This is a genomic window from Modestobacter caceresii, from assembly GCF_000761485.1.
GTDB classification, from domain to species: domain Bacteria; phylum Actinomycetota; class Actinomycetes; order Mycobacteriales; family Geodermatophilaceae; genus Modestobacter; species Modestobacter caceresii.
This window is the reverse complement of record NZ_JPMX01000075.1, coordinates 52,936-77,899: the sequence shown is the minus strand read 5'-3', so window position 1 is coordinate 77,899 and position 24,964 is coordinate 52,936. Positions and strand designations below refer to the sequence as shown.

Here is a 24,964-nt window from a genome sequence, read left to right as displayed (position 1 = left end):
GCCGTCAGAAGCGGCGGAGGGGCCCGACCCGCATCACCGTGCTGAGCAGCGCCTCCATCGGGTGGCGCTGCGGCCGCTCGACCTCGGCCGGCCAGTCGGGGACGAGGTCCGGGTCGGCGTCGGCGGTCGCCACCTCCGCGACCCGGCCCTGCAGCCGGGCGCGCACCTCCTCCGGTGAATAGGCCCGGCGGTGGCGTTCGTGGCGGAGGAGGACGGTGCCGGTCGCGGCAACGCCGACGATCCCGGCGACTCCGAGCAGCTTCGAGAGGCGCATGAGCCGTTACGGTAGTGGTGTGGCTCACTCTCGTGCCCTGTCCCGCACCTCGTCCGCCCGTGTCCTGCCGTTGCACGACGCCGTCGAGCTCACCCGGACCGGCGACGTCTGGGTCTTCCGTGGTGGGTCGGTGGCCGACCGGGCCATCCAGACCGTCACCAACGCCCCGGTCAACCACGTCGGCATGGCCGTCGTGATCGAGGACCTGCCGCCGCTGCTCTGGCACGCCGAGCTGGGGCACTCCCTGGCCGACGTGTGGTCCGGCCGCCATCAGCGCGGCGTCCAGCTGCACGACCTGTCCGATGCGGTCTGCGTCTGGAAGAAGCGCTACGGCCAGCAGGCCTGGCTGCGCCAGCTGGTCGGCCCGGCCGACGACGGCGGGGTGCCCCGGGAGATGGAGGACGCCGTGCTGCGCACCATCGCCCGGCTCGACGGCAAGCCGTTCCCCACCACCCGGCACCTGGCGCACGGCTGGGTCAACGGAAAGCTGCGCCGACACCAGACGAACGACACGATCTTCTGCGCCGAGCTGGTCGCCACCACCTACACGGCGATGGGCCTGCTGCCGAAGAACCGGCCGCTCAACGCCTACGACCCGGGCAGCTTCTGGTCCGGTGACGACCTGCCGCTGGTCGACGCGGAGCTGGGCCCGGAGATCCAGGTCGACGTCCCGGCGGGGCCGCCCTGCGACTGAGCCGGCTCCTCCCGTACGGCTGAGGTGGGGCGGGCAGCGGCTGGACCATCCTCGGGGTCACCGTCGACGGGCGCTTCTCAGCGATCGGCGAGTGCCACGCGCAGGCCGAGTGCCACCAGGACCGTGCCGGTGACCCGCTCGAACACGGTGCGCACCCGTTCCCGGGACAGCACCCGGCCGAGCGGTGCGACGGCGAGGGAGAACAGTCGCCACCACAGCACAGCCAGGCCGAGGAACACGGCCGCCAGTACGGCGGTGGTGGCCAGGGCCGGCTCCCCCGGGGAGACGAACTGCGGGAGCAGGGTCAGGAAGAGCAGTGCGATCTTCGGGTTGAGCAGGTCGGTCACCAGGCCCTGTCGGAAGGCCGTCCCTCGCTCCGCCACCGCCACCGCCGGTGCCGCCGCCGGCTGGGCCGTGCCGGGCTCCCCCCGCCGGGAGTGCCACAGCGCGGCGAGGCCCAGGTAGACGAGGTAGGCCGCGCCGGCGAGCTTGACCACGGTGAAGGCGGTGGCCGACGCGGCGAGGACCGCCGACAGGCCGATCACGGCGGCGGTCGCGTGCACCGCGATCCCCGTGCAGCAGCCCAGCCCGGTCCACCAGGCCGCCGGGACGCCGCCGCGCACGCCGTTGCGCAGCACGAGGGCCATGTCGGGACCAGGGGTGAGGGTCAGGACCGCGACGACGAGCAGGAAGGGCACGATCTCCACCGGCACCCGCCCACCGTAGGCAGAGCACGAGCGGCAGGGATAGCCCGACCAGCAAGTCGCACCGCCGTCCTCGGCGAACCGTGCTCAGACCCGGACCCAGCGCTCCACGAGCGCCACGATCGCGTCCTGTTTGGCGGCCACGTCGGCGGAGTCGCCCAGCGTCAGCACGGCGCGATCGGTGTCGGCCCAGCGCAGCAGCCCGGTGTCGTCACCGAACGCGAAGCCCGCGGTCTCCTGCGGCTTCGCGCCGCGGTGGAAGACCAGTTGCAGGTGGTCTTCGGGGAACAGCCGGAAGGTGACGCGGTCGACCCCTCGGGCGCAGAAGCTCGGCGCCTTCCACTTCACGTGCTCGGTGAGGTCGGCGTTCGAGGCCATGATCGCCGCGCGCAGCCGGCGGACGTCGTCCGCGCGCGGGTGGTCCAGGGTGGCGAGGAACTCCTCGACCGTCGGGTTCTGCGCCATGGGCCCAGCCTCCCCCATGCCCGCCCGCGGCACGGCTCGCCGCGCGGCCGGTCCCGTCGCCGCCCAGTGGCGGAGGCCGGGTCAGCGGCGCGCCGGTGCCGGGGTGGACTCGGCGGGTGCGCCGTCCAGCTGCAGGAGGCTGTCGTGGTCCTCGGCCACCGCCGGGTCGTGGGTCACGCAGACGACCAGCCGGCCCGCCAGCGCCCGGCGCAGGTCGGCCACCAGGGCGGCAGCCGTCGGCGGGTCCAGGTGGGCGGTCGGCTCGTCCAGCAGCACGACGTCCCGGTCGGCCAGCAGCGCCCGCGCCACCGCCAGCCGCCGCCGCTCGCCACCGGACAACGAGGTGCCGCCGGCCCCGACCGGGGTGTCCAGCCCCGCCGGCAGGGCGGTCAGCAGCGCACCGAGCCCGGCGTCGGTCAGGGCCCGGCGCATCGCCTCCTCGCCGTCGGCACCGGCCAGCTCGCCGCGGGGGCGGGCCAGCGCGAGGTTGGCCCGGAGCGTCGCGTCGAAGACGTGTGCGTCCTGCGGGCACCAGGCGATGGTGCCCTGCACGTCGGCCCGGGTCAGCCGGTCGGCCGGCACCGGGCGGCGCCCGTCGCCCAGGACGTAGGCGCCGGTCGTGGGGCGCAGCGAGGCCATCAGCACCGACAGCAGCGTCGACTTGCCCGATCCGGACGGGCCGGTGACCACCAGCCAGTCGGACCCGGCGGTGGCGACGGCGTCCAGGTCGCGCAGCACCGCCGGGCGTCCGGGCCAGCCGGCGGTGACGTGCTCCAGCGCCAGCTCGCGCACCGGCCGCGGCGGGGCCACCTGCTCGGCCGGCGTCGGGTCGGCGGCCACCGGCTCGGCGAGCACGGACTCGACCCGGGCGCGCGCGTCGTGCCAGGCCAGCCGGTGCCGCTGCGCGGCGCCGAGTGCGGTGAGCGGCTCGAGCAGCGCCAGGGGCGCCAGCGCCAGGACGGCGGCGGTGGGTGCGGAGAGCTCCCCGGCGCGGACGCTGACGGCCGCGACGGCCAGCGCACCGACGGCGGCGGCACCGGTGGCCAGCACCGCGAGCGCGTCGCCCAGGGCCGTGGCGATGGCCCCTGTCCGGGCCGCGCGGCCCTGCCGGCGGCCCAGCTGGTCGAGCCGGTCGACGGCCTCGCCGGTGAGGCCGTGCGCCCGCAGGTCGCCGGCGGCCTCGAGGGCTGCGCTGGCCTCCCGCAGGGTCACCGTGCGCAGCTCGGCAGCGTGCCGGGCGCCGCCCCGGTCGGCCCAGCGGTGCACGCCGAGCACGCCCAGCACCGCGATCCCGACGAGCGCGGCGACCAGTGCGCCGGCCCGCGGGTCGAGCAGGGCCAGCACCGCCGTCGTCCCGGCCAGCACGATGCCGGAGACCAGGGGCGGGGTGACCACCCGGACGGAGAGGTCCTGCAGCAGGCCGACGTCCCCGACGACCCGGGCCAGGGCCCGCCCGGGGGTGCGGTCGGCGGCCGGGCCCTGCGCGACCAGCGCGCGCCACACCTGCAGCCGGGTGCTCGACGCCAGCCGGAAGGCGGCGTCGTGGCCGGTGAGCCGCTCCAGCCAGCGCAGCCCGGCGCGGGCCAGCCCGAAGCCGCGCACCCCGGCCGTGGCGACCAGCAGGGTGAGGATCGGCGGCTGCTCGGCGGCCCGGACGATCAGCCAGCCCGAGACCGCGGTCAGCGCCACGGCCGACGCCGCCGAGGCAGAGCCGGCGGCGACCGCCCGCACCACCGCCCGCCGTGGCCAGCTGAGGCCGGCGGTGGTGCGGTCCGCCTCGGGAGCGGCGTCGGGCTCGGCGGCGGGGAGCGGGGCACCGGCGTCCTCGGCGCTGCCGGTGCGCTCGGGCGCCGGGACGCTGGTGAGCGGCGGCAGGGCGTCGGGGCCGGTGAGGTCGACGGCGCGGTCGGCGAGCGCGGCCAGCGCGGGGGAGTGGGTGACCAGCACCGTGCAGAGCGAGCCGCGCAGCCGGACCAGCAGCTCGGCGACCTGCGCGGTGCTCGCCGCGTCCAGGGACGCCGTCGGCTCGTCCAGCAGCAGCACCCGGGCCCCCCGCTGCACCCGGACCAGCGCCCGGGCCAGCGCGACGCGCTGCAGCTCGCCGGGGGAGAGGGTGCGGCAGGCGCGTTCGCGCAGGTGCCCGGCGTCGAGCCAGGCCAGCGCGGTGTCGGCCAGGTCGGTGGCCCACTCGTCGGGGACGTCGCCGGCGTGCCGGCGCAGCTCGTCGAGCACGGTGTCGGCGACGGTGTGCGGGAACTGCGGGACGACGGCGACGTCGGCCGGTGCCAGCACCACGCCGTCGACCTGCGCGGTCGCCCCGTCGAGGAGCTGGCCGGCCAGGACGGCGAGCACGGTGGACTTGCCCGATCCGCTCGGCCCGCGCAGGGCCACCAGCTCGCCCGGCGCCACCTCGAACGAGGCGCCGTCGACGGCCGGCCGGCCGCGGCCGGGGAAGGAGACGGTGAGGCCGTCGACGGTGATCCCGCGCAGCTGCCCGGCGGGCGGAGCGGCCAGCACCGGCCGGGGAGCGGGGGCGGCGAGCACGGCGCGGGCGGCGGCGGCGGCCTCGGCGGCGTCCTCGGAGGCGTGGTGCGCCGCGCCCAGTGCCCGCAGCGGCGCGAACGCCTCGGGGGCGAGCAGCAGGGCGAGCAGGCCGCCGTCCAGGCCCATGTCCCCGTGCACCAACCGCACGCCGACGGTCACCGCGACCAGCGCGACCGACAGGGTGGCGAGCACCTCGAGCACCAGCGAGGAGAGGAAGGCGATCCGCAGGGTGGCCAGCGTGCGCCGGCGGTGGGTCTCGCCGAGGTCGGCCAGCGCGGACAGTTGGTCGGCGGCGCGGCCCAGTCCGACCAGCACCGGCAGGCCGCGGACCAGTTCGGCGACGTGCCCGGCGATCCGGTCCAGCGCCCGGGCCGCCTCGACCGTCCGGTCCCGGGTGTGCAGCCCGACCAGCGCCATGAACAGCGGCACCAGCGGCAGGGTGAGCGCCACCAGCAGCGCGGAGAGCCAGTCGGTCAGGCCCAGCACCACCAGCAGCACCGGCGGGACGACGATCGTCTGCGCGAGCGCCGGCAGGTAGGTGGCCAGCGCCGGGCCCAGGTCGTGCAGCCGGGTGCTGGCCAGCACCGCCGCCGGCCCGGTGCCGCCGGCGGCCGCAACCGCCTCGCCCTCGCCGGCCAGCAGCCGGGTGAGCAGCCGGCGGCGCAGGGCGTCCTCGGCCCGCCGGGCGTCCCGGGTGGCCAGCACGCTGCCCAGCCCGCCGGCGGCGGCCCGGATCCCGACGCCGAGCAGCGCCACGAGCAGCGACGTCCCCGGGGTGACGCCGGCGGCGACGTCCGCCACCGCCCGGGCGAGCCCGGCGGCGAGCAGGACGACGCCGACGGTCTGCCCGAGCGCGGCGACCGCGGCCCGCACCAGCGCCCCGGTCAGCCCGGGCACCCCAGCGAGCGCCCCCAGCGGCCCCCGCCGATCCGAGGGGCCAAAATCGCGATTTTGGCCCCTCCTGGGACGCGGGGTCATGCGCGCACCGGCTCCTCGGTGGCGTCGGCGTGCGGGGTCTCCGGGTCGGCGGTGAGCCGCTTGCGGAACACCCAGTAGGTCCAGGCCTGGTAGCCCAGCACGACCGGGAGCCCGAAGCCGGCCGCCCAGGTCATCACGGTCAACGTGTAGTCGCTGACCGAGGCCTCGGCGATGGTGACGTCGAAGGCCGGGTCGATGAAGGAGACGACGACCACCGGGTGGACGGCGCCGAAGATCGTCGCCGCCGAGGCGAGCATGACGACGGCCCAGGCGGTGAAGGCCGGTCCCTCGCGGTCCACTCGGATGCTCGCCCAGGTGACCAGCACCGCGAGTGCGGCGACCAGCCACAGCACCGCGGTGACGGCGGTGCCCTCGCGCAGCTGCACCAGCCCGGCCCAGGCCAGCAGCGGCACCGCCGCGACCAGCGACCAGCGGCGGGCGAAGGCACGGGCGGCCAGCCGCACCGGGCCCTCGGTCTTCAGCGCGAGGAAGACCGCGCCGTGCACCATCGAGTAGGCGAGCACCGCGACCCCGCCGAGCACCGCCGACCAGGTCACGCCGGCGAAGGCGCCGCCGACCCGGGTGCCGTCGCCGTCGATCGGCAGACCCAGCGTGGTGCCGCCCAGCGCCGCCCCGACCCCCAGGGCGGCGATCAGCGATCCGGTGACGATGACGTTGGTCCAGGTGCTGTCCCACTGCGCGGTGTGGTGCGAGTGCCGCCACTCGAAGGCCACGGCCCGGATGATCAGGCCGAAGAGCACCAGCACGAACGGCAGGTAGAGCGCCGGCAGCCAGGTGGCGTACCAGCCGGGGAAGGCGGCGAAGACCGCGCCGACGGCGGTGATCAGCCACACCTCGTTGCCGTCCCAGAGCGGGCCGATCGACCGGAGCATCAGGTGCCGGTCGGCCGGGCGGCGCCCGATCACCGGCAGCAGGGCGGCGACGCCGAAGTCGAAGCCCTCCAGGAGCAGGAAGCCGGTCCAGAGGACGGCGACCGCGGCGAACCAGAGTGTCTGCAGGTCCATGGGAGTGTCTCTCTCGGTCTCAGGCCGGTCAGTAGGCGAAGGAGAGGACGTCGTCGTCGTCGGCCCGCCGGGTGCTCGCGCTGCCCGGGGTGACGTCGTCGTCGGGGTCGCCCTCGGGGGTGTGGCCCGGGGTCGGGGCGCCGTCGCTGGTGGTGACCCCGCGGCGGACGAAGTTCACGATCAGCCAGAGCTCGACCACGGCCAGGGCGCCGTAGACCAGCGTCAGGGCGATCAGCGAGGTCCAGACCTCGGCCGCGCTGACTCCGGGGGAGACGGCCTGCGCGGTGAAGAAGTAGACCTGGTCCTCGCGCGGCACGTCGGGGTTCGGGTGCACGACGAAGGGCTGGCGCCCCATCTCGGTGAAGATCCACCCCGTGGCGTTGGCGACGAACGGCGCACCCACCGCGAGCAGCGAGCCGTAGACGCCGATCTTCGACGTCGGCACCCGTCCCCGGCGGGTCGACCAGAGTGCGTAGGCCGCCACCCCGGCCGAGAGCATGCCCATGCCGATCATCAGCCGGAAGTTCCAGTAGGTGACCGCGAGCAGCGGGGTGTAGTCGATCGGCTCGCCGGCCTTGTCGCCGAAGGACGGGTCGTCGGGGTAGGTCGCCCCGTAGGCCTCCGCGTACGCCTCCTGTAGGTCGTTGACCCCGGGCACCGCGGTGGTGAAGTCGCCGTGGGCCAGGTAGGAGAGCAGCGCCGGGACGGTCCAGGAGTGCACGTCGTCGCACTCGTTGCTGCCGAGCTTGCCGAAGGCGAAGACCGAGAACGGCGCCGGCGCCTCGGTCTCGCAGAGCGCCTCGGCCGAGGACATCTTGAGCGGCTGCTGCTGGTACATGAGCTTGGCCTGGTAGTCGCCGGTGATCGCCACCAGCACGAACGCGATGAGGGAGGCCCAGCCACCGATCCGCACCGAGCGCCGCCACACCGCGTGGTCGACGTCCTCGGGGGAGAGCCCGGCCAGCCGGCGCTTGCGCAGGTGCCACAGTCCGATGCCCACGAGCAGGGCGGCGGCGACCATCAGCGCGCCCACGATGGCGTGGCTGAACGCGGCCAGCGCGGTGTTGTTGGTCAGGACGGCGAGGAAGTCGACCTGCTCCGGCCGCCCGGTGGCGTCGTTGGTCACGACCCCGACCGGGTGCTGCATCCACGAGTTGGCCGCGATGATGAAGTACGCGCTGACGATCGAGCCGATCACCGCCGCCCAGAGCGCGGCGAGGTGCACCTTCTTGGGGATCCGCCCCCAGCCGAAGATCCACAGGCCGAGGAAGGTCGACTCGAGGAAGAAGGCCAGCAGGGCCTCGAGTGCGAGCAGCGACCCGAAGACGTCGCCCACGAACCGGCTGTACTCGCTCCAGGCGAGCCCGAACTGGAACTCCTGGACCAGCCCGGTGGCCACCCCGAGGACGAAGTTGATCAGGTAGATCCGGCCCCAGAACCGGGTCATCCGCAGCCACTCGGGCTTGTTGGTGCGCACCCACATCGTGTGCATGACCACGAGCAGGATCCCGAGCCCGATGGTCAGCGGGACCATCATGAAGTGGTAGACGGTGGTGATCCCGAACTGCCAGCGCGCTACGTCCAGGACGTCCACGGCTGCTGCCTCCCTGTCTCCTACGACCGGCGCGTAGTCTTCTACCTGCTGTAGAACTCATTTCTACGCCTCGTAGAACTTCTCGTCCACGACCCGCAGTGACCATCGGGTGTGAGACGCCGGACAGGGGAGGGACCAATGGCCTCACTCGGTGAGTTGGAGCGCACGCTCATGGACCGGCTCTGGGCGGCGCCCGGTCCGGTGAGCGCCACCGAGCTCCAGCAGCAGCTCGCCGACCGCGGGCTCGCGCTGACCACGGTGCACACCGTGCTCAGCCGGCTGGAGCAGAAGGGGTTCCTCGTCCACGACGAGCGGCGCCCCCGGCGCTTCACCCCCCGGGCCACGCGCGAGGCGCACGCGGCGGAGCTCATGCACGAGGTGCTCGGCCAGGCGGGTGACCGGCAGGCGGCGCTCGCCCGGTTCGTCGGCAGCGTCGACGCCGAGGACGCCGCGATGCTGCGGGCACTGCTGGCCGGTGGGGACGGGGCCGGCTCGGACGCCGCCGGCGCTCGCTGAGCGTGCTCCCGGCCACCGCTCTGGCCCTCGGCGTCCTCGCCGCACTCCTGGCCTGGCCGGTGCCCGCGGCGCTGGCCCGGGCGCGCTGGCCGCGGCGCGACCCGCTCGCGGCCCTGGTCTGCTGGCAGGCGATCGGCCTCGCCGGGGGCCTGGCGATCATCGGTGCCCTGCTGGTGCACGGGCTCGCGCCCTGGGGGCACTCGCTGCCCGAGGCGTGGTGGCACTGGGTGACCAGGCAGCCCAGCGCCGAGCCGGTGCGCGGTGACCACTGGGTCGCTCAGACCCTCGCTGCGGTGCTGGCGCTGGAGCTGCTGGGGGTGCTGGCGCTCTCCGGCGTCCGCACCGCGCGCACCCGGCGGCGGCACCGCGCGCTGCTGGAGCTGCTCGTCCGGCCCGACAGCGTCTCGGCGGACCGGACGTCGGTGGGGGAGACGCTGCTGCTCGACCACCCCGCGCCGGTGGCGTTCTGCATCCCCGGGGCGCGGCCGTTGTTGGTGCTCTCCTCCGGGATGGTGGCCGAGCTGGACGGCGCCCAGCTGGACGCCGTCGTCGCCCACGAACGGGCGCACCTGCGCGAGCACCACCACCTGCTGCTGCTGCCCTTCGTCGCCTGGCGGGCGGCGCTGCCGGTGCTGCCGGCGGCCGGACGGGCGCACGACGGGGTGCGCGACCTGGTCGAGATGCGCGCCGACGACGTCGCCCTGCGGTCGCTCACCGGGCCGGACCCGCGGCGGACCCTCGCCGTCGCGATCGTGGCCGCCGCCGGTGGGGCAGGGGGCCAGGTGCCGGAGGGGGCGCTCGCGGTCACCGGGGGACCGGTCGCCGTCCGGGTCCGCCGGCTGCTCGCTCCGCCGGACCCGCTGCCCGCCCGGGCCCGCTGGGCCGCACTCACCAGCGCGGTCGCGCTGCTCCTCGTGCCCACCCTGCTGTTGCTGCTCCCCGCTCTGCTCTGAGCCGGAGCGCCTCTGAGCTGGAGCGCGCAGCGGCCTCCGCTCGCCTAGCGTCAGCCCGATGGACGCAGCAGTGCTCACCGAGCCCGGCACTCCCACCTTCGCCTCTTTCGACGAGCCCGCCGCCGGCCCCGGGCAGGTCGTGGTGGACGTCTGGGTCGCCGGGGTCAACCCGGTCGACGTCGCCATCGCCGCCGGCGCCTTCGTCACCAAGCCGCCGTTCCCGTCGGTCGCCGGGCGCGAGGGCGTCGGCACGGTCGAGGGCCGGCGGGTGTACTTCAACGGCTGCGTCGCGCCGTTCGGCTCGATGGCGCAGCGCACGCTGGTGCCGGCCGACTCGCTGTTCGACGTGCCCGAGGGGCTCGACGACGGGCTCGCGGTCGCTCTCGGCATCGCCGGGCTGGCGGCCTGGCTGCCGCTGCAGTGGCGGGCCAGGCTGCAGCCCGGGGAGACGGTGCTCGTGCTGGGGGCCAGCGGGGTGCTCGGCACGATCGCCGTCCAGGCGGCGAAGGTGCTCGGTGCCGGCCGGGTGGTCGCGGCTGCCCGGGACGCCGAGTCGCTCCGGCGGCTGACCGACCTGGGTGCGGACGCCACCGTCGAGCTCACCGGCGAGGAGTCCACCGCCGCGCTCGGCGAGCGGATCCGGGACGCGGCCGGCGGTGGGGTCGACGTGACCATCGACCCGGTGTGGGGTCAGCCGGCGCTGGCCGCCATGGCGGCTGCCCGGATGGGGATGCGGCACGTGCAGATCGGGCACTCGGCGGCGCCGGCGGCTGAGGTGGTCGCGGGGGGCTTCCGGGAGGCGATGGTCGACCTGCTCGGCTACACGACCCGGCACGTGCCGCAGGACGTCGTCGCCCGGGGCTGGGCCGAGCTCACCGGGCACGCCGCCGACGGGCGGATCGCCGTGGAGGTCGAGCGGGCACCGTTGGCCGACGTGGCCGAGGTCTGGCAGCGGCAGACCTCGTTCGCCCACCGCAAGCTGGTGCTCGAACTCTGACGCGGGTGGTGCCCGGAGACGCCGAACGGGCACTCGTTCGCAGGCAGTGTGCCTGGGAACGGGTGCCCGTCGGGGACCACGTGCGCGGCCGGTCGGGCCGCACGGGGTGGGTCAGCGAGCGGAGCGCGCCCCGGTGGTGACGGCGTCGTCCCAGTCGTCGTCGCCCTCGGGCTCCTTGGCCAGCAGGCCGGCACCGATGGACCAGACGATGCCACCGAGCAGGCCGATCCAGGCACCGAGCTCGGTGGAGAGGTCACCGCCGCGCTCGAAGGCGCCCGGTGCGTCGATGATGTAGCTCAGCGACAGCAGGACGGCGGTGATGCCGACGGCCATGGCGGTCAGCGACAGGCCCCGGTGCTGGCGACCGCGGGCGCGGGAGGCGGCGTACTGCAGTCCGACGACCAGGCCGATGCCCAGGAACGCGACGAGCGGGATCGTGGTGTCGGTCTCGTAGCCGGACCCGGAGGTGCTCTGGTCGCCCTCGGTGGACACCCAGTCCAGGAACGTGGCGATCAGGAAGACGACGACGCCGGCGGTGGCGACGTGCGCGCCCGTGGTGTTCGCCCGACGGGTCTGCTCGAGCGTGCGGCCATGGGCAGAGTTGTTCGAATCAGTTGTTGCCATGACGTTCCGTTACCCCGCACCCCATGATCGACACGGAACGTGACGAGTCTGACAGTCGGCTGTGTGCTCGATCGGTCAGCGTGCGCCAGTCGTCGGCGGCTGCGCAGTCGGTGCTCGTCCGCGGGCGGCGTCCCGCTCGACCCGGGCGGCGTCCCGTTCGTCGCGGGCGTGCGCGGCGTCGGCCACGGCCTCGGCCAGGTCGTCCTGCAGCTGCACGATGACCTGGGCCGAGCCGAGCAGGTGGCCGTCGTCCAGCAGCACCCGCACCCGGGCGGCCAGCCGGAGTTGGTGTCGGGAGTAGCGGCGGTGCCCGCCGGGGGAGCGGTGCGGGTGCAGCACGCCGGAGGAGTCCAGGCTGCGCAGGAAGGCCGCCTGGACGCCGAGCAGGTCGGCCGCCTGGCTCATGGTGAGCACCGGGTGGTCGGGGTCGTCCAGGGGCTGGAGCGGGTCGGTGCTCATACGTCCTCCGGAAGACGACGGAGGGGCGGGACCGCTGGGTCCCGCCCCTCCCGGGTTGCTGTCGATCAGCTGTCGACGTGGGCGGAGTGTCGATCAGCTCTCGACGGCGGGCTGTTCGCCCTCGATGGTGTGGCCCTGCACCGCGGCCGGGGTGTCCGCCCGGGTCACAGTGATCTTGCGGGCCTTGGCCCGCTCGGCGACCGGGATGCTCACCGTCAGCACGCCGTCGTGGTAGCTCGCCTGGAGCCGGTCGGTGTCCAGGCTGCGGCCGAGCACCAGCTGCCGGGTGTAGCTGCCGAACGGACGCTCGGCCACCTGCCACTGGGCGCCCTCGATCTGCGGCACCGAGCGCTCGGCGCTGATCGTCAGGGTGGTGCCCTCGACCGACAGGTCGATCGAGCCGGGGTCCACGCCGGGCAGGTCGAGGTGGGCGACGAAGTTGTCGCCCACCCGGTAGGCGTCCATCGGCATGCCGGCCAGCGGGCGGGCGGTGGTCGTGCCGGATCGGCCGGTCAGCTGGTCCAGCGCGCGGACGGCGGCGGACGTCGCGGCGAAGGGGTCGTAGGAAGTCAGCATCATGGCTGCGTACCTCCGGATGTCGTGCAGATCCGATGTTCTGATGTCGTGGCCGCGGGGTGGATTTCCAGCGACGACTGGAGATTACCTCCGTCGCGCATGGAAGTAAACACCGCCAGGGCAGAAATCTTATAGTGGGCGATGCAGGATCGTCCCCGGCTCAGTACCGCCAGCGGACCGCTGCCGTGAGCTCCTCCGGTGACGTCCCCTCGAACAGGGTGATCTCCCCTCGCCGGACCTCGGCGATCGTGGTCGCCACCTCCGGCCCGAAGGCGGTGAGGAGCACGTCGTCCCGCTCGAACGCGGTCACCGCCTCCTCCAGCGAGGTCGGCAGCGCGACGATCCCGGCCTCCCGGCGTCCCTCCTCGGTGAGCGTGCCGGGGTCGATGGCGACCGGGTCGGGGAGGACGCAGCCGGCCCGCAGCCCCGCCTGGCCGGCGGCGAGCAACCCGGCCAGCAGCAGGTACGGGTTGGCCGCGCCGTCGACGCACTTGACCTCGACGTTGGCCGCGGCCTGTCGGTTGCCGCTCGGCCCGGTGACGAAGCGGACGGCGGCCTCCCGGTTCTCCAGACCCCACACGGCGTAGGCGCCGGCCCAGTGCGAGGGCACCAGGCGCAGGTAGGAGGCGACGCTCGGGCAGCCGACGGCGAGCAGCGCGGGCAGGTGGGCGAGCAGTCCGGCGGTGAACCCCTCGCCGTCCTCGGTCAGCCCGAAGGTCCCGGGCCCGCCGTTCATCAGGTTCTCCGTCCCGCGCCACAGCGACAGGTGCACGTGGCCGCCGTTGCCCACCCCGTCGGCGGTGACCTTGGGGGAGAAGGAGGCGCGCAGCCCGTGCGCGATGCTGACCGCCTGGATGGTGGTGCGCACCAGGAGCGAGGTGTCGGCGGCGGCGACCGGGTCCTGCGCGCCCACCGACACCTCCAGTTGGCCGGCGGCGTACTCCGGGTGGAACTGGTCGACCGCGACCCCTTGGGCGTCCAGTGCCTCCAGCAGGTCCCGCGCGTAGTCGGAGACCTCGATGTGCCGGGTCATGCCGTAGGCCGGCCCGGCGAGCGCCGGCCGGAAGGTGCGCGGGTCGGAGCCAGCTGGCCCCGCGCCCTCGCCGAGCGCCCACTCGACCTCGATGGCGGCCCTCACGCTCAGCCCCTCCTCGGCGAGCTCACCGACCAGTCGGCGCAGCAGCGAGCGCGAGCACTGCACGTGCGGTGCGCCGTCCTGCGTGTACCGGTCGACCGGCGCCCACGCCCAGCCGTCCTGAGCGGCCAGCACCCGGAGTCCGGACAGGTCGGGGTGCAGCCGCAGGTCGCCGATCGCACTGCCGGCGTGGGTGCCCGCGACGATGGAGTCGTCGACCAGGAAGCCGTCGAAGACCGGGCTCATGCCCGCGCCCCACTGGGCGGCGCTGGGCAGCCTGGCCAGCGGCACGGACTTCATCCGGGTGATGCCGCTGGTGTCGACCCAGGGCAGGACGACGCCGACCACCCCCGCACTCGCCAGGTCGTCCAGCACCGCCTCGGCCGCGGCCCGTCGCTCGTCCCGCTCGTGCAGTTCCATGTGCCCTCCGGCGTCGGTCGGGTCGCGTTCGGTCCGTGCGGTGTTCAGTCCGTGCTGCGGTCGGGTGGGTCGAAGGAGACGTGCACCGTCTCGAAGCCCTTGGTCCGCTGGGCCTTGGCCATGCCGGTGTAGCTGCGCCGGTCGCCGGGGGTGAGGTCGACGGCGTCGGTGAACGGGGTGAGCAGCGCCCGCGGCCACAGCCGGTTGACCCGCACCGCGTTGATCTCCACGCACAGCACGCCGACCACCGCGGCCAGGTACAGGAACGCCAGCAGGCCGAGCACCAGGGCGAAGACGCCGTTGGTGGCGCTCGCCGTGGTCATGACCCGGCTGACGTAGGTGACGCCGAAGGTCTGCAGCAACTGCCACAGCACCGCGGCGATGAGCGCCCCCGGGAGCACCTGGCGGGTCGTCAGGGGTCGGGCGGTGGCCAGCCGGAAGGCGAAGACGAAGACGGCGGCGTTGATCGCCACCGACCCGATGACGGTGAGGACCCGGGACGCCCCGCCCAGCGAGCCGGCGTGGCCGGCGGTGAAGGTCGCCAACGCCGTCGTCCCGATGACGGCGAGCCCGGCGGTGGCGACCAGCAGCAGGCTGAGGCCGCGGGCCAGGAACGGGTTCGGCCGGCTGTTGCGCGGCACCGCCCAGGCCGTGTTCATCGCGTACTGGATCGCCTGGGCGACGCCGAGGGCCCCGTACAGCGAGCCCAGGATGCCGACGACCACGCCGAGGACGCCACCGCTGAGGCCCCGCGGCTCACCGATCTGCTGGCCGACCACGGGAAGCTGGCTCACCGCCGACTCGAGCAGCCGCTGCTGCAGCTCCGGGTCGTTCACCAGGACGTTGCTCAGGATGGTCGAGAACAGCAGCAGCAGGGGGAACAGCGAGACGAAGGCGTAGTAGGTGATCAGCGCGGCGAGGTAGGGGCCGGAGTCGTCGACGTACTTGTAGACGACGGCGATGGGGAACCCAGCCGCGCGGCGCCGGCGCTGCAGCCGGTCGAGCTTCTCGACAACGGACACCGCGGCAGTGCACCACGGCATCCCGGTTGCGCACCACGCGAAGTCGGCCGTGCCTGCAGCCGGGCCACGAGGTGGCGGCGTGGCTCAGGCAGTCGGCGTGTGCCCGCGCATCGCGAGCCAGGCGGCGGCGAACTCGCGGGCTCGCTGGACCGGGTCTCCCGAGTGGAGCTCCGGGGTCGTCCACTCCCGCGCCGAGCGGGCCAGGGCGCCGTCGTAGCAGAGCAGCAGGGTGGCGGCGGCCTCGTCCGGGTCGGCCAGACCGGCGGCGACGGCGAACTCCCGCAGCCGGTCGGTCAGCAGCCGGGAGTCCGCCTGCAGCCACGCCTGGCCCGGGTGGTCGGCCGGTAGTTCGGTGGCCGCGGCGAGGAAGCCGCACCCGCGCCTGCTGCCCTCGCGTTCGCGGTACCGGGTCACGGCGTCGAAGAGCGACAGCAGCCGGTCGACCGGGTCGGTGCGCTCGGCGAGCACCTCGTCCCAGGTCCGGCGCCACACCTCGTACCGCTGCTCCAGGTAGGCCGCCACCAGCCCGTCCTTCCCGGCGAAGTGCGCGTACATCGTCGCCGGGGCGACCCCTGCGCGGGCGAGCACCGCGTCGACCCCGGTCGCGGCGATGCCGGACTCGTAGAAGAGCTCGCCGGCGGCGGTGAGCAGCCGCTCGCGAGCCGGCTGGGTCGCGGAGCGTGGGGTCATGGGCCTACTGTAACGCTCGTTATGATGAAACGATCGTTACAGTTGCCGTCGGAGTACCGGTCGGCCGCCCTGGTCGTGCCCGGGCTGGCGGTCATCGCCGTCACCTACGGGCTGGCCCGCTACGGCTTCGGCCTCTACCTGCCGCAGTTCCGTGCCGCCTTCGGGTTGTCCCCGGGCACCGCGGGGGCCATCGCGGCGGCCAGCTATCTGGCGTACTGCCTCGCCGCCCACGCCAGCCAGCGACTGGCCGGGCGCGCCCGGGCACGACAGGCACTGTGGCTGGCCGGCGGGACCGCTGCCCTGGGCTCGCTGCTCGTGGCTGCCGCCTGGTCGGTCCCGGCCCTGGCGGTCGGGGCGCTCGTCGCGGGCAGCGGAGCCGGGGCGGCCAGCCCGGCATTGGTGGCGGCCGTGGCCTCGACCCTGCGGCCGGAGGTGCAGCCGCGGGCCCAGGCGCTGGTCAACAGCGGCACGGGAGCCGGCGTCGTCGTCGGCGGGCTGCTCGTGCTCGCCGTGCCGGACGCGTGGCGGGCGGCGTGGGCCGGGTTCGCCCTGGTGGCCGTGCTGGTCACCGCGTGGGCCGACCGGAACAGCCGCTGGCCCCCCGTCCCGGAGGCCCGCCCCGAGGCGCCGCTGCGCGACCTCGTCCGGCCCCTGGTCGCCGCCGGACTGGCGGGGGCGGGCTGCGCCGCCGTGTGGACCTTCGGGCGGGACCTGATGACCGTCGCCGGCGGGCTGTCCGCCGGCACCACCGGGCTGCTCTGGTGCGTGCTCGGCGGTGCCGGCCTGATCGGTGGGCTCAGCGGCGACCTGGTGCTGCGGGTCGGGCTGCGCCGGGCCTGGGCGTGCTCGGCCGGGACCGCGGCGGCCGCCACCCTGGCGCTCGCCGTCCTGCCCGGTTCGCCCGCCGTCGCGGCGCTCGCGCTGGCCGGCTTCGGTGCCGCCTTCGTGGCACTCAGCGGCGTGCTCATCGTCTGGGGTGGCCACCGGCTCCCCGCCGCAGCGCCGCAGGCGGCGGCGGTGTTGTTCATCGGGCTCACCGTGGGCCAGGCGGCCGGTGCCCTGGTGCTCGGCGCGGTCGCGGACGCGACGAGCACCCGGACGGCGTTCGTGGTGGCCGCGGCCCTCGTCCTCGCGGCGGCGCCGGCCGCGGAACCGGCGGTGCTCAGGCCGGCGGCTGGGCCGGGGAGTCGACGCCGGTGAGCTGGGCGGACGCAGCCCACAGCCGGCCGGCCATCACCGGGTCCGAGGCGGCGGGGCTCCGGCCGGCCAGCGTCGGCGCACCGCGCATGGTGGTGCCGTCCGGCCCGGCGAAGCTCCCACCCGGCAGGTCGGCGACGGCGGCGAAGAGGGTGGGCAGCGCGCCCTGCTGGGCGCTGGTGGCCAGCGCGCGGTTGGCCACCGCCATCGCGGCGTCCTTCACCCGGTTCCCCGTGCGGCCCTGCAGGTTGGTGGCCGCCCAGCCAGGGTGTGCCGCGAGGGCGCGCACCGTCGAGCCCGCCGCGGTCAGCCGGCGCTGCAGCTCCAGGGTGAACAGCAGGTTCGCCAGCTTGGACTGCCCGTAGGCGCCGGTGGCCGAGTACGTCCGGCGCTCCCAGTTGAGGTCGTCGAGCACGATCTCCCCGGACCGGTGCAGCATCGAGGAGACCGTGACCACCCGGTCGGTCACGTGCGGCAGCAGCAGGTCGGTCAGCGCGAAGTGGCCGAGGTGGTTGGTCCCGAACTGCAGCTCGAAGCCGTCGGCGGTGCGCCCGGCCGGCACGTGCATGATCCCGGCGTTGTTGACCAGGACGTCGAGGTCGCCGGTCCACCCCGCGGCGAACTCACGCACCGAGGCGAGGTCGGCCAGGTCGAGCCGGCGCACCTCCACCTCACCCGGCAGGTTGGCCGCAGCCTGGGTGCCGCGGGCGGTGTCCCGCACGGCCAGCACGACGCGGGCGCCGGCCACGGCCAGGGCGCGCGCGGTCTCCAGGCCCAGGCCGCTGTTCGCGCCGGTCACCACGACGGTGCGGCCGGACTGCGCGGGGACGTCGGCGGTGCTCCAGGAGGCCATCCACCGACTGTAGGCAGGGCCCCGGCGCCAGGCAGGCGGCGCCGGGCCGGCCCGGCGAGCCAGACTGGCCCGGTGAGCGACCTGGACCCCGACCTGGCCGACCTGCCGCTGGTCGACCACCACTGCCACGGCCTGGTCCGCCGGGACCTGACCCGGGCCGGGTTCGAGTCGATGCTGACCGAGGCGGCCGGGCCCAGCGCGCTCGGTGGCTCGCTCTTCGACTCGCAGGTCGGTCTCGCCGTCCGCCGGTGGTGCCCACCGGTGCTCGACCTGCCCGCGCACGCCCCGGCCGGGCAGTACCTCGACCGCCGGGCCGAGCTCGGCGCCGACGAGGTGAACCGCCGGATGCTCGCAGCGACCGGCACCGGCACCTTCCTGGTGGACACCGGGTACCTGCCCGAGCCGATCACCTCCCCGGCCGAGCTGGCCTCCCTGGCCGGCGGGCGGGCACGGGAGATCGTGCGGCTGGAGGCGCTCGCCGAGGAGGTGCTCGCCGAGGGCGCAGCCGGGGACTTCCCCGAGCGGTTCCGCACCCGGCTGGCCGCCCGCACCGCCGGGGCCGCCGGGGTGAAGTCGATCGCCGCCTACCGGGTCGGGCTGGCCCTGGAGGGCACCCGCCCGGACGACGCCGAGGTGGCGCGGGCCGCCGACCGGCTGCTGGCCGGGGGCGGCCCCATCCGGGTCGCCGACCCGGTGCTGCACCGGTTCCTGGTCTGGTCCGGCATCGAGCTGGGGATGCCGGTGCAGTTCCACGTCGGGTACGGCGACGCCGACGTCGACCTGCACCGCTGCGACCCGCTCCTGCTGACCGACCTGCTGCGGGCCACCGAGCCCGCCGGGGTGCCGGTGATGCTGCTGCACAACTACCCGTTCCACCGGCACGCCGGCTTCCTCGCCCAGGTGTTCGGCCACGTCTTCGTCGACGTCGGCCTGGCCACCCACAACGTCGGGCACCGGTCGGGGGCGGTGCTGCGCGAGCTGCTCGAGCTGGCGCCGTTCGGCAAGGTGCTGTTCTCCTCCGACGCCTTCGGCCTGGCCGAGCTCTACCTGCTGGGCACGCTGCTGTTCCGCCGTGGGCTGGGCCGGTACCTGGCCGAGGGGGTCGCCGAGGACGCCTGGACGACGGCCGACGCCGTCCGGATCGCCGGTCTCATCGGCGCCGGCAACGCCGAGCGCGCCTACCGGCTCGGCTGATCTGCGGCGCCGCGGGGGACGCCCGGGAGGCGAGGGGCGGGTGCGACGCCGTCCGCCCGTCCGGCCGGGGATCGGCCGACCGGCCACCTAGCCTGTCCGGGTGTCGGCCCACTCCCACGTCCACGGACCCGAGGGCGAGGTCCGCCCACCCGACCCGGCCGCGGTCGCACGTCGCCGCACCGCCGTCCGGCTGATGCTGCTCGTGCTGGTGCCGGTGGGCATCGCCACGCTGGTCGGCCTGCTGGTGCTGTGGCCCAGCGGCGAGCAGACCGCGGCGCAGCGGGCGGCGGAGTCGTTCCAACCGCCGGGCACGACCTACCCGGAGGCGACCATCGCCTCGCTGGAGACCTACGAGTGCGCCGCGGCGACCGGCAACGCGCCCGCGCAGGTCTGCGCCCGAGCGGTCCTGGTCGTCGCCGAGGGCGAGAGCTCCGGTGACTACGTGCAGGTCGAGCTGTCGTCGGAGGTGGTGGCCGAGGGCATCGAGGTGGGCGACGAGCTGGTGCTCAACCGCGATCCGGGGATCGACAGCGGGCAGGTCACGTACCAGTTCCAGGACTTCCCGCGCAGCACCCCGATCATCACGCTGGCGCTGGCGTTCACCCTGGTGGTCGGGGCGGTGGCCCGGCTGCGCGGGCTGCTCGCCCTGCTCGGCCTGGTGTTCGCGTTCTTCATCCTGCTGCAGTTCATGCTGCCCGGTCTGCTGGCCGGGTCCTCACCGATCTGGGTCAGCCTGGTCGGCTCCTCGGCGATCATGTACGTCGTCCTGTACCTGGCGCACGGCTTCAACGCCCGGACGACGACGGCGCTGCTGGGCACCCTGTTCGGGCTCGCGCTCAGCGCGGTGCTCGGGACGATCGCCGTCGCCGCCGCGCACCTCACCGGGCTGGCCAACGAGGAGGCCGTGCAGCTGCTCCAGTTCGACCCGACCCTGGACTTCTCCGGCCTCGTACTGGCCGCCCTCGTCGTGGCCGGGCTGGGCATCCTCAACGACGTCACGATCACCCAGGCCTCCGCCGTCTGGCAGCTGCACGAGGTCTCGCCGGAGATGGGCTGGGTGCAGCTCTTCCAGCGCGGCATGGCGATCGGCCGCGACCACATCGCCTCGACGATCTACACGATCGTCTTCGCCTATGCCGGCGCCGCGCTGCCGCTGCTGCTGCTGTTCGACATCTACGAGCGCCCGTTCTGGACGACGCTGACCGGCTCGGTGGTGGGCGAGGAGGTCGTCCGTACGCTCGTCGGCGGGATCGCGCTCGTGCTCGCCGTCCCGGTGACCACGCTGATCGGCGCGCTGGTGGCGGCCGCGGCGACGTCGGCGACCCCCGCGACCGCCGAGCTGCCGGCCGACCGCACCGGAGGAGCTGCCCGATGACCACCGACCTGCTGGCCGCTGCGGCCGTCGCACCCGGGTTCATGCCACCGGACGAGGGCCGGGCGCTCTACGCCGCAGCACGGGCGGTGCAGGTGCCCGGGCCGCTGCTGGAGGTCGGCAGCTGGCTGGGCAAGTCGGCGCTGTACCTGGCCGCCGCCGCCCGGGAGACCGGCCGGCAGGTGGTCACCGTCGACCACCACCGCGGCTCGGAGGAGCACCAGCCCGGCTGGGAGTACCACGACCCGTCGCTGGTCGACCCGCTGGTCGGGCGGATCGACACCCTCCCCGGCTTCCGGCGCACCATCGCCGCCGCCGGCGCGGAGGACGTCGTGGTCGCCGTCGTCGCCCGGTCGGAGGTGCTGGCGCCGCTGTGGTCGACACCGCTGGCGCTGCTGTTCCTGGACGGCAGCCACACCGAGGAGTCCGCGCGCCGTGACCAGGACGCCTGGGTGGCGAAGCTCGCCGTCGGCGGCACGCTGGCGATCCACGACGTCTTCCCGGACCCGGCCGACGGCGGGCAGGCGCCGTTCGGGGTCTACCAGCGGGTGCTGGGGTCGGGGGAGTTCACCGAGTTGCCCGGCACCGGTTCGCTGCGGCTGCTGCGGCGCACGTCGTCCTGACCGGGCCACGTCCTGACGGGGCCGAGGTGCGCGACGATGGCGCCGTGACGGTGACCGACGAGCTGGTCCGCGCCCGGGCCGAGACGCTCGCCCAGATCGACGCGCTGACCCGGGAGTTCGACGAGGTCGTGGCCGCGTCCCGGTCGTCCAACGCCGACGACGAGCACGACCCGGAGGGCGCGACGATCGCCTTCGAGCGCCAGCAGGTCGTGGCGCTGCTGGACCAGGCCCGCCGTCGGCTGGCCGACGTCGACGACGCCCTGGCCCGCGCGGAGACCGGGGACTACGGCCGGTGCGCCGACTGCGGGCAGCCGATCGCCCCGGAGCGGCTGGCTGCCCGCCCCCAGGCCCGCACCTGCATCGCCTGCGCCCGCTGACCCGGGGCCCGGTCAGGGGAGCGCGCCGACCCGCTCCAGCTCGGTGAGCACCTCGGGCAGCTCCGCGAAGGCCTCCTGGACGTCGTCCGGGGTGGCGATCGACCAGGCGTTCGCGCGCAGGTACTCCTGCAGCGCCGCGTCGAACGCCTCGACGCCCAACCGGGTCCGGGCGTCCGCCAGGGTCGTCCCGCCGACGATGTAGACGGTGTCGTAGTAGGCGGAGCTGGGCCGCCGGAACTGCTCCCAGTACTGGATCGGCTCGCCCACGCCGTGCCGGCGGGACCCCGGCAGGTCGGCCATGCTGGCCGAGCCCTCCCCGTGGACGACCATCTGCGCGAAGGTCGCGAACGACTCGTCAAGCCAGGGGTGCACGGCCTGGTTGTTGCCGACCAGGCCGTAGAACCACATGTGCGCGAGTTCGTGGGTCACCAGCGCCCGGCGGAAGTCCGGGTCGACGTCGCCGAACTGGATCGCCCCGGGGAACTCGATGCCGCTGGTCTGGCTGGACAGCACCGAGACCCAGAGGTCGTCGTAGGGGAAGGGGCCGAGCAGCGCGACGAGGGCGCCCATCGACTCCTCGAGCCGGGCCAGCCACTCAGCCGCGGTCGCCTCCTCCACCCCCTCGTCCAGGCCCACGTGCACCCGGACGCCGCCGATCTCCGCCGACTGCACGTCGAGCTCCCCGACGGTCACCGCGACGTCCCGGACGGACGGGGCGGTGAACTCGTGGACCGTGGTGTCGCCCGGTCCGTCGGAGGTGCCGACCGCCTCGCCGATGCCGAGCACCTCGTACCGGGAGTCCGCGACCACCTCCAGCGAGGCCAGCTCGAAGTCCTCGCTCACCGTCATCTCGCCGGCGACGGCGACGGCGGGGCTGCGGTCCCACCCCCGCCCGCGCTCCCAGGCGAGCAACGGGAAGGCGGTGGCGAACCAGGCGACGTCGACGCCGCCGGCGGTGCCCACCCGCTCGTTGACGTCGGGGCCGAGCTCGACCTCGAACTCGAGCTCGACGGTGATCTCCTCGCCGGGCTCCGCGCACTCGGGCAGCGGCACCTCCTGCAGCGTGCCGGCGGGCGCGCTGTCGGGGGCTCCGGCCGGGACGTCGCGCACCTCGGCCGGTTCGCCGTCGACCCGGACCTCGGACACGGTCAGCCCGCTGCCCGCCCGGGCGGTGGCCGGCTTGTTGGGCCAGGAGCGGAAGACCAGCACGCAGGTGTCGAGGTCAGGGGTGAAGACCACCCGTTCCGCACCGGAGACCGTCTCCAGGTCCTCGGCGACGTCGAAGCGCAGGTCGACCACCGGCCGGTCGGCCCGGGGCTCGGGCCAGCCCGCGGCGTCCGGGGTGGACGTGGGCCGGGGCGCGGGGTCGGGGGAGTCGCTCGTGGAACAGCCGGCGAGCAGCACGGCTCCGGTGAGCGCGGCGGCCGCGGCCCGACGACGACCCGCGCGCATCACTGCCCTTCGAGATGGACGACGGGATCCTCCCGCCGCGTCCCATTCTCTCGGTTGTGCAACTCGGGCCAACCCGCGGTCCTCGGCAGTGCCGGGCGGCAGGCGTACCCGACTCCCGAGGTTGCTGTTGCTGCTGTGACGAACGAGTCAACTGTGAACCGAGCGTGACCTTACGGATGCACAAAGTGCGTGTAACGATCAGTTCCGTAATCACCGCACACCGTCCGCACCCCAGGTGACGGACGCTCGAAGGGGTCTCTTCTTGTCCAGACGTCACACCCGGAGTGGCCATGGCCGCCGCTTCCTGTCCGCTCTCACCACCTGCAGCGGCCGGCGTGCGCGGACGGGCATCGCCGCCGCCTTCCTGTGCGTGACCGCCACGTTCGGGGCCACCAGCGTCGCTGACAGCTCGCCCGTCGCGTCGCCGGTGAGCAACGTCCAGCCGCAGGCGGAGACCGAGGTCCAGGTCGAGGCCGCCCGAGCCGAGAAGCCTGCGCGGCACTCCGAGCGGGCACGTCGGGGCACGCAGAAGCCGGCGCCCACGGCGACCGCCCCGGCACCGGCTCCCGCTCCCGCCCCGGCTCCCGCTCCCGCACCGGCACCCGCCCCGGCTCCGGCGCCCGCCCCGGCTCCGGCGCCCGCCCCGGCACCGGCCCCGGCCCCGGCTCCCGCTCCTGCCCCGGTCGCCACCGCCCCGACGAAGTCGGCTCCCACCGGGCCGCTGACCAACCGGACGACGTCCTTCAGCGCCGCGGGGTACACCGCGGACTACCGGGTCTTCGCCGAGGGCATCGACCCCGCGAAGCCGATCGGCCTGCTCGTGTACGCCGACGGCACCGGCGAGTACGGCGTCGAGAACCCGACCCAGTCCTACGCGATCGGCGGGTCGAGCGGGCTCGCCGCCGTGGCCAAGGCGCGCAACATGGTGCTCGTGGCGCCGTTCAGCCCGAACCGTTCCTGCCAGTGCTGGGAGCGGGGGGACGCGGCCGGGTACGCGAAGTACCTGGCGGCGCTGATCGCCGAGACGAAGGCCCAGTACGGCGCCGGTGAGCTGTGGTTCTCCGGCTACTCGTCCGGTGCGCAGGCGGCGACCCGCTTCGTCTTCCCCGCCCACCCGGCGCTGTGGTCCGGCGGCGGCGGGGTCATCGCGATCGGCGGCGGTGGCGCACCGGCCGGTCGGGCCACCATCCCCGCGGACGTGAAGGGGAAGGTCGCGCTGCGCTGGGACACCGGCGCCCTGGACACCGGCGCCGGCGGCGGGTTCAACGCGCTGTCCGGTCCCTACGGTGCGCAGGCCGGGGAGCGGTGGTACGCGGCCCAGGGCCTCGACACCCGACTGGTCGCCCCCGCCGGGGTCGGCCACAGCCGGAACGGCCAGTTCGGCACCATCGTGGCCGGCTTCCTCGACGAGGGCTGAGCGGCGGCTCCGACCACGCCGCACGACACAGGCCACCGCAGGGAGCTCGAGCTCCCCGCGGTGGCCTGTGTGCTGTGCCCGTCGTGCTCAGTGGGCCGGGGCGAGCTGACCCAGCTGCATCACCCGGTCGACGAGGTCCTGGGTGAGGTCGGCCCGGAGGTCCGCTGGCACGGGCAGGCCACAGTCGGTGAACCAGTCCGGCGTCGCCTCCGGGTGCGGCCCCACGACGCCGACCGCACCGGCACCGAAGGGCGCGACCACCGCGGCGGGCAGCCCGTTCTCGTAGGTGGCCAGCACCTCGGCCGGCCCCCGGGCGGGGTCGAGATCGAACCAGGCGCCGTCCTGGAAGAACACCTCGCGGCGGCGGCCGTCCCAGATCACGGTGGCGACCGTGTCGTCGGTGTGCGTCGGCCACGCGCCCGGGGAGGCGATGAACTGGTCGGTGTCCCCGGGCAGGAGCCCGAAACCGGGTGTCTCTCCGGCGAGGTAGCCGCCCAGGCAGAAGCCCAGGTAGCGGCCCCCACCGGCGACGTAGTCACGGACCGCCGGGGCCTGGCGGCGGAGCTTGCGCCAGGCCCTGTCCAGCTCGCCACCGCCGGGCTGGGCGTACAGGACGGCGGAGGCGAGCACCGCCGGCTCCAGCGCGAGGCGCTCCTTGGGCCCGACGTACCGGACGTCGAGGTCCCACCGGCTCCGCGCCAGCGCACCGGCCACCGCCTCCGGGCACCCGGCCGTGGAGGCCGGGCCCCGGTAGACCAGCGCCAGCCGCCGGTCACCGCCCCGCCCGAACACGCCACGCCCGAACACGA

Annotated in this window: 25 protein-coding genes; 10 read left to right on the top strand and 15 right to left on the bottom strand. The window is 74.9% G+C overall.

All coding sequences use genetic code 11. The features are described from left to right. Positions 1 to 4: 4 nt before the first annotated feature. A complete protein-coding gene (locus IN07_RS15435; RefSeq protein WP_036337054.1) occupies positions 5 to 274 on the bottom strand; it encodes a hypothetical protein in 270 nt (89 codons plus the stop codon). Positions 275 to 293: 19 nt separating this feature from the next. On the opposite strand from IN07_RS15435, the gene IN07_RS15430 reads away from it, so the two are divergent. Beyond that, entirely contained in the window at positions 294 to 968 is a 675-nt protein-coding gene (locus IN07_RS15430) for a hypothetical protein (protein WP_231558406.1), read from the top strand. 77 nt (positions 969 to 1,045) lie between these two features. Here the strand turns inward: IN07_RS15430 and IN07_RS15425 are convergent, their stop codons facing one another. The 5 genes from IN07_RS15425 to IN07_RS15405 form a co-directional block, all read right to left on the bottom strand. Continuing rightward, positions 1,046 to 1,681, bottom strand: coding sequence for a LysE family translocator (locus IN07_RS15425; protein WP_036337053.1), 636 nt, complete (start codon positions 1,679 to 1,681; stop codon positions 1,046 to 1,048). A gap of 78 nt (positions 1,682 to 1,759) precedes the next feature. Further along, the gene (locus IN07_RS15420) at positions 1,760 to 2,137 is read right to left on the bottom strand and encodes a DUF1801 domain-containing protein (RefSeq protein WP_036337052.1); all 378 of its coding nucleotides are present in this window, start codon (positions 2,135 to 2,137) and stop codon (positions 1,760 to 1,762) included. Positions 2,138 to 2,218: 81 nt separating this feature from the next. Next, complete coding sequence (cydC, locus tag IN07_RS15415; RefSeq protein ID WP_231558405.1) at positions 2,219 to 5,578, bottom strand: thiol reductant ABC exporter subunit CydC; 3,360 nt, start codon at positions 5,576 to 5,578, stop codon at positions 2,219 to 2,221. Positions 5,579 to 5,655: 77 nt separating this feature from the next. Beyond that, entirely contained in the window at positions 5,656 to 6,684 is a 1,029-nt protein-coding gene (cydB, locus tag IN07_RS15410; protein WP_036337051.1) for a cytochrome d ubiquinol oxidase subunit II, read from the bottom strand. Positions 6,685 to 6,712: 28 nt separating this feature from the next. Next, positions 6,713 to 8,278, bottom strand: coding sequence for a cytochrome ubiquinol oxidase subunit I (locus tag IN07_RS15405; RefSeq protein WP_036337050.1), 1,566 nt, complete (start codon positions 8,276 to 8,278; stop codon positions 6,713 to 6,715). A 138-nt stretch (positions 8,279 to 8,416) separates the two neighbouring features. On the opposite strand from IN07_RS15405, the gene IN07_RS15400 reads away from it, so the two are divergent. From IN07_RS15400 to IN07_RS15390, 3 genes are read left to right on the top strand one after another with little or no spacing between them, the layout of a single operon-like run. Next, on the top strand, positions 8,417 to 8,794 hold the full coding sequence (locus IN07_RS15400) for a BlaI/MecI/CopY family transcriptional regulator (RefSeq protein WP_036337048.1): 378 nt from the start codon (positions 8,417 to 8,419) through the stop codon (positions 8,792 to 8,794). Between the two features lie 2 nt (positions 8,795 to 8,796). Continuing rightward, positions 8,797 to 9,747, top strand: coding sequence for a M56 family metallopeptidase (locus IN07_RS15395; protein WP_036337047.1), 951 nt, complete (start codon positions 8,797 to 8,799; stop codon positions 9,745 to 9,747). A gap of 58 nt (positions 9,748 to 9,805) precedes the next feature. Further along, the gene (locus tag IN07_RS15390; RefSeq protein WP_036337046.1) at positions 9,806 to 10,744 is read left to right on the top strand and encodes a quinone oxidoreductase family protein; all 939 of its coding nucleotides are present in this window, start codon (positions 9,806 to 9,808) and stop codon (positions 10,742 to 10,744) included. Positions 10,745 to 10,855: 111 nt separating this feature from the next. Here IN07_RS15390 and IN07_RS15385 read toward each other — a convergent pair whose 3' ends face one another. The 6 genes from IN07_RS15385 to IN07_RS15360 all read right to left on the bottom strand — a co-directional run bounded on the left by IN07_RS15385 (position 10,856) and on the right by IN07_RS15360 (position 15,670). Continuing rightward, a complete protein-coding gene (locus tag IN07_RS15385; RefSeq protein WP_036337045.1) occupies positions 10,856 to 11,368 on the bottom strand; it encodes a hypothetical protein in 513 nt (170 codons plus the stop codon). 75 nt (positions 11,369 to 11,443) lie between these two features. After that, positions 11,444 to 11,827 (bottom strand): helix-turn-helix domain-containing protein, encoded by a 384-nt coding sequence (locus IN07_RS15380; protein WP_052091318.1) that lies wholly within the window; start codon positions 11,825 to 11,827, stop codon positions 11,444 to 11,446. Between the two features lie 93 nt (positions 11,828 to 11,920). Continuing rightward, on the bottom strand, positions 11,921 to 12,403 hold the full coding sequence (locus IN07_RS15375; RefSeq protein ID WP_036337251.1) for an Hsp20/alpha crystallin family protein: 483 nt from the start codon (positions 12,401 to 12,403) through the stop codon (positions 11,921 to 11,923). A gap of 160 nt (positions 12,404 to 12,563) precedes the next feature. Continuing rightward, positions 12,564 to 13,958, bottom strand: coding sequence for a type I glutamate--ammonia ligase (locus IN07_RS15370; protein WP_036337044.1), 1,395 nt, complete (start codon positions 13,956 to 13,958; stop codon positions 12,564 to 12,566). Positions 13,959 to 14,002: 44 nt separating this feature from the next. After that, the gene (locus IN07_RS15365; protein ID WP_036337043.1) at positions 14,003 to 14,980 is read right to left on the bottom strand and encodes a YihY/virulence factor BrkB family protein; all 978 of its coding nucleotides are present in this window, start codon (positions 14,978 to 14,980) and stop codon (positions 14,003 to 14,005) included. An 84-nt stretch (positions 14,981 to 15,064) separates the two neighbouring features. Further along, the gene (locus IN07_RS15360) at positions 15,065 to 15,670 is read right to left on the bottom strand and encodes a TetR/AcrR family transcriptional regulator (RefSeq protein WP_036337042.1); all 606 of its coding nucleotides are present in this window, start codon (positions 15,668 to 15,670) and stop codon (positions 15,065 to 15,067) included. A 24-nt stretch (positions 15,671 to 15,694) separates the two neighbouring features. Between IN07_RS15360 and IN07_RS15355 the strand changes: the two genes are divergently transcribed. After that, entirely contained in the window at positions 15,695 to 16,870 is a 1,176-nt protein-coding gene (locus IN07_RS15355) for an MFS transporter (protein WP_231558404.1), read from the top strand. Here IN07_RS15355 and IN07_RS15350 read toward each other — a convergent pair. Beyond that, positions 16,833 to 17,720: an oxidoreductase gene (locus tag IN07_RS15350; RefSeq protein WP_036337041.1), complete on the bottom strand. Its 888-nt coding sequence runs from the start codon at positions 17,718 to 17,720 to the stop codon at positions 16,833 to 16,835. The two genes, IN07_RS15355 and IN07_RS15350, sit on opposite strands and share 38 nt — an antisense overlap. 72 nt (positions 17,721 to 17,792) lie before the next feature. Between IN07_RS15350 and IN07_RS15345 the strand changes: the two genes are divergently transcribed. From IN07_RS15345 to IN07_RS15330, 4 genes are all read left to right on the top strand, one after another. Further along, a complete protein-coding gene (locus IN07_RS15345) occupies positions 17,793 to 18,914 on the top strand; it encodes an amidohydrolase family protein (protein WP_036337040.1) in 1,122 nt (373 codons plus the stop codon). A gap of 100 nt (positions 18,915 to 19,014) precedes the next feature. Beyond that, positions 19,015 to 20,289 (top strand): YibE/F family protein, encoded by a 1,275-nt coding sequence (locus IN07_RS15340; RefSeq protein ID WP_052091314.1) that lies wholly within the window; start codon positions 19,015 to 19,017, stop codon positions 20,287 to 20,289. Further along, positions 20,286 to 20,909 (top strand): class I SAM-dependent methyltransferase, encoded by a 624-nt coding sequence (locus IN07_RS15335; RefSeq protein WP_036337039.1) that lies wholly within the window; start codon positions 20,286 to 20,288, stop codon positions 20,907 to 20,909. Before IN07_RS15340 ends, IN07_RS15335 begins: the two co-directional genes overlap by 4 nt. Positions 20,910 to 20,953: 44 nt before the next feature. After that, positions 20,954 to 21,286, top strand: a complete 333-nt coding sequence (locus IN07_RS15330) for a TraR/DksA family transcriptional regulator (RefSeq protein WP_052091313.1) — start codon at positions 20,954 to 20,956, stop codon at positions 21,284 to 21,286. Positions 21,287 to 21,298: 12 nt separating this feature from the next. On the opposite strand, the gene IN07_RS15325 is transcribed toward IN07_RS15330, so the two are convergent. Then, positions 21,299 to 22,738 carry a M1 family aminopeptidase gene (locus IN07_RS15325; protein WP_036337038.1) on the bottom strand — a complete coding sequence of 480 codons (1,440 nt, stop codon included), beginning with the start codon at positions 22,736 to 22,738 and terminating at the stop codon, positions 21,299 to 21,301. Positions 22,739 to 23,108: 370 nt separating this feature from the next. Here IN07_RS15325 and IN07_RS25335 point away from each other — a divergent pair, with 370 nt between their 5' ends. Further along, positions 23,109 to 24,155 (top strand): hypothetical protein, encoded by a 1,047-nt coding sequence (locus IN07_RS25335; RefSeq protein WP_156119215.1) that lies wholly within the window; start codon positions 23,109 to 23,111, stop codon positions 24,153 to 24,155. A gap of 87 nt (positions 24,156 to 24,242) precedes the next feature. Here IN07_RS25335 and IN07_RS15315 read toward each other — a convergent pair whose 3' ends face one another. After that, positions 24,243 to 24,962 (bottom strand): BPL-N domain-containing protein, encoded by a 720-nt coding sequence (locus tag IN07_RS15315; protein ID WP_197058497.1) that lies wholly within the window; start codon positions 24,960 to 24,962, stop codon positions 24,243 to 24,245. Positions 24,963 to 24,964 lie beyond the last annotated feature (2 nt).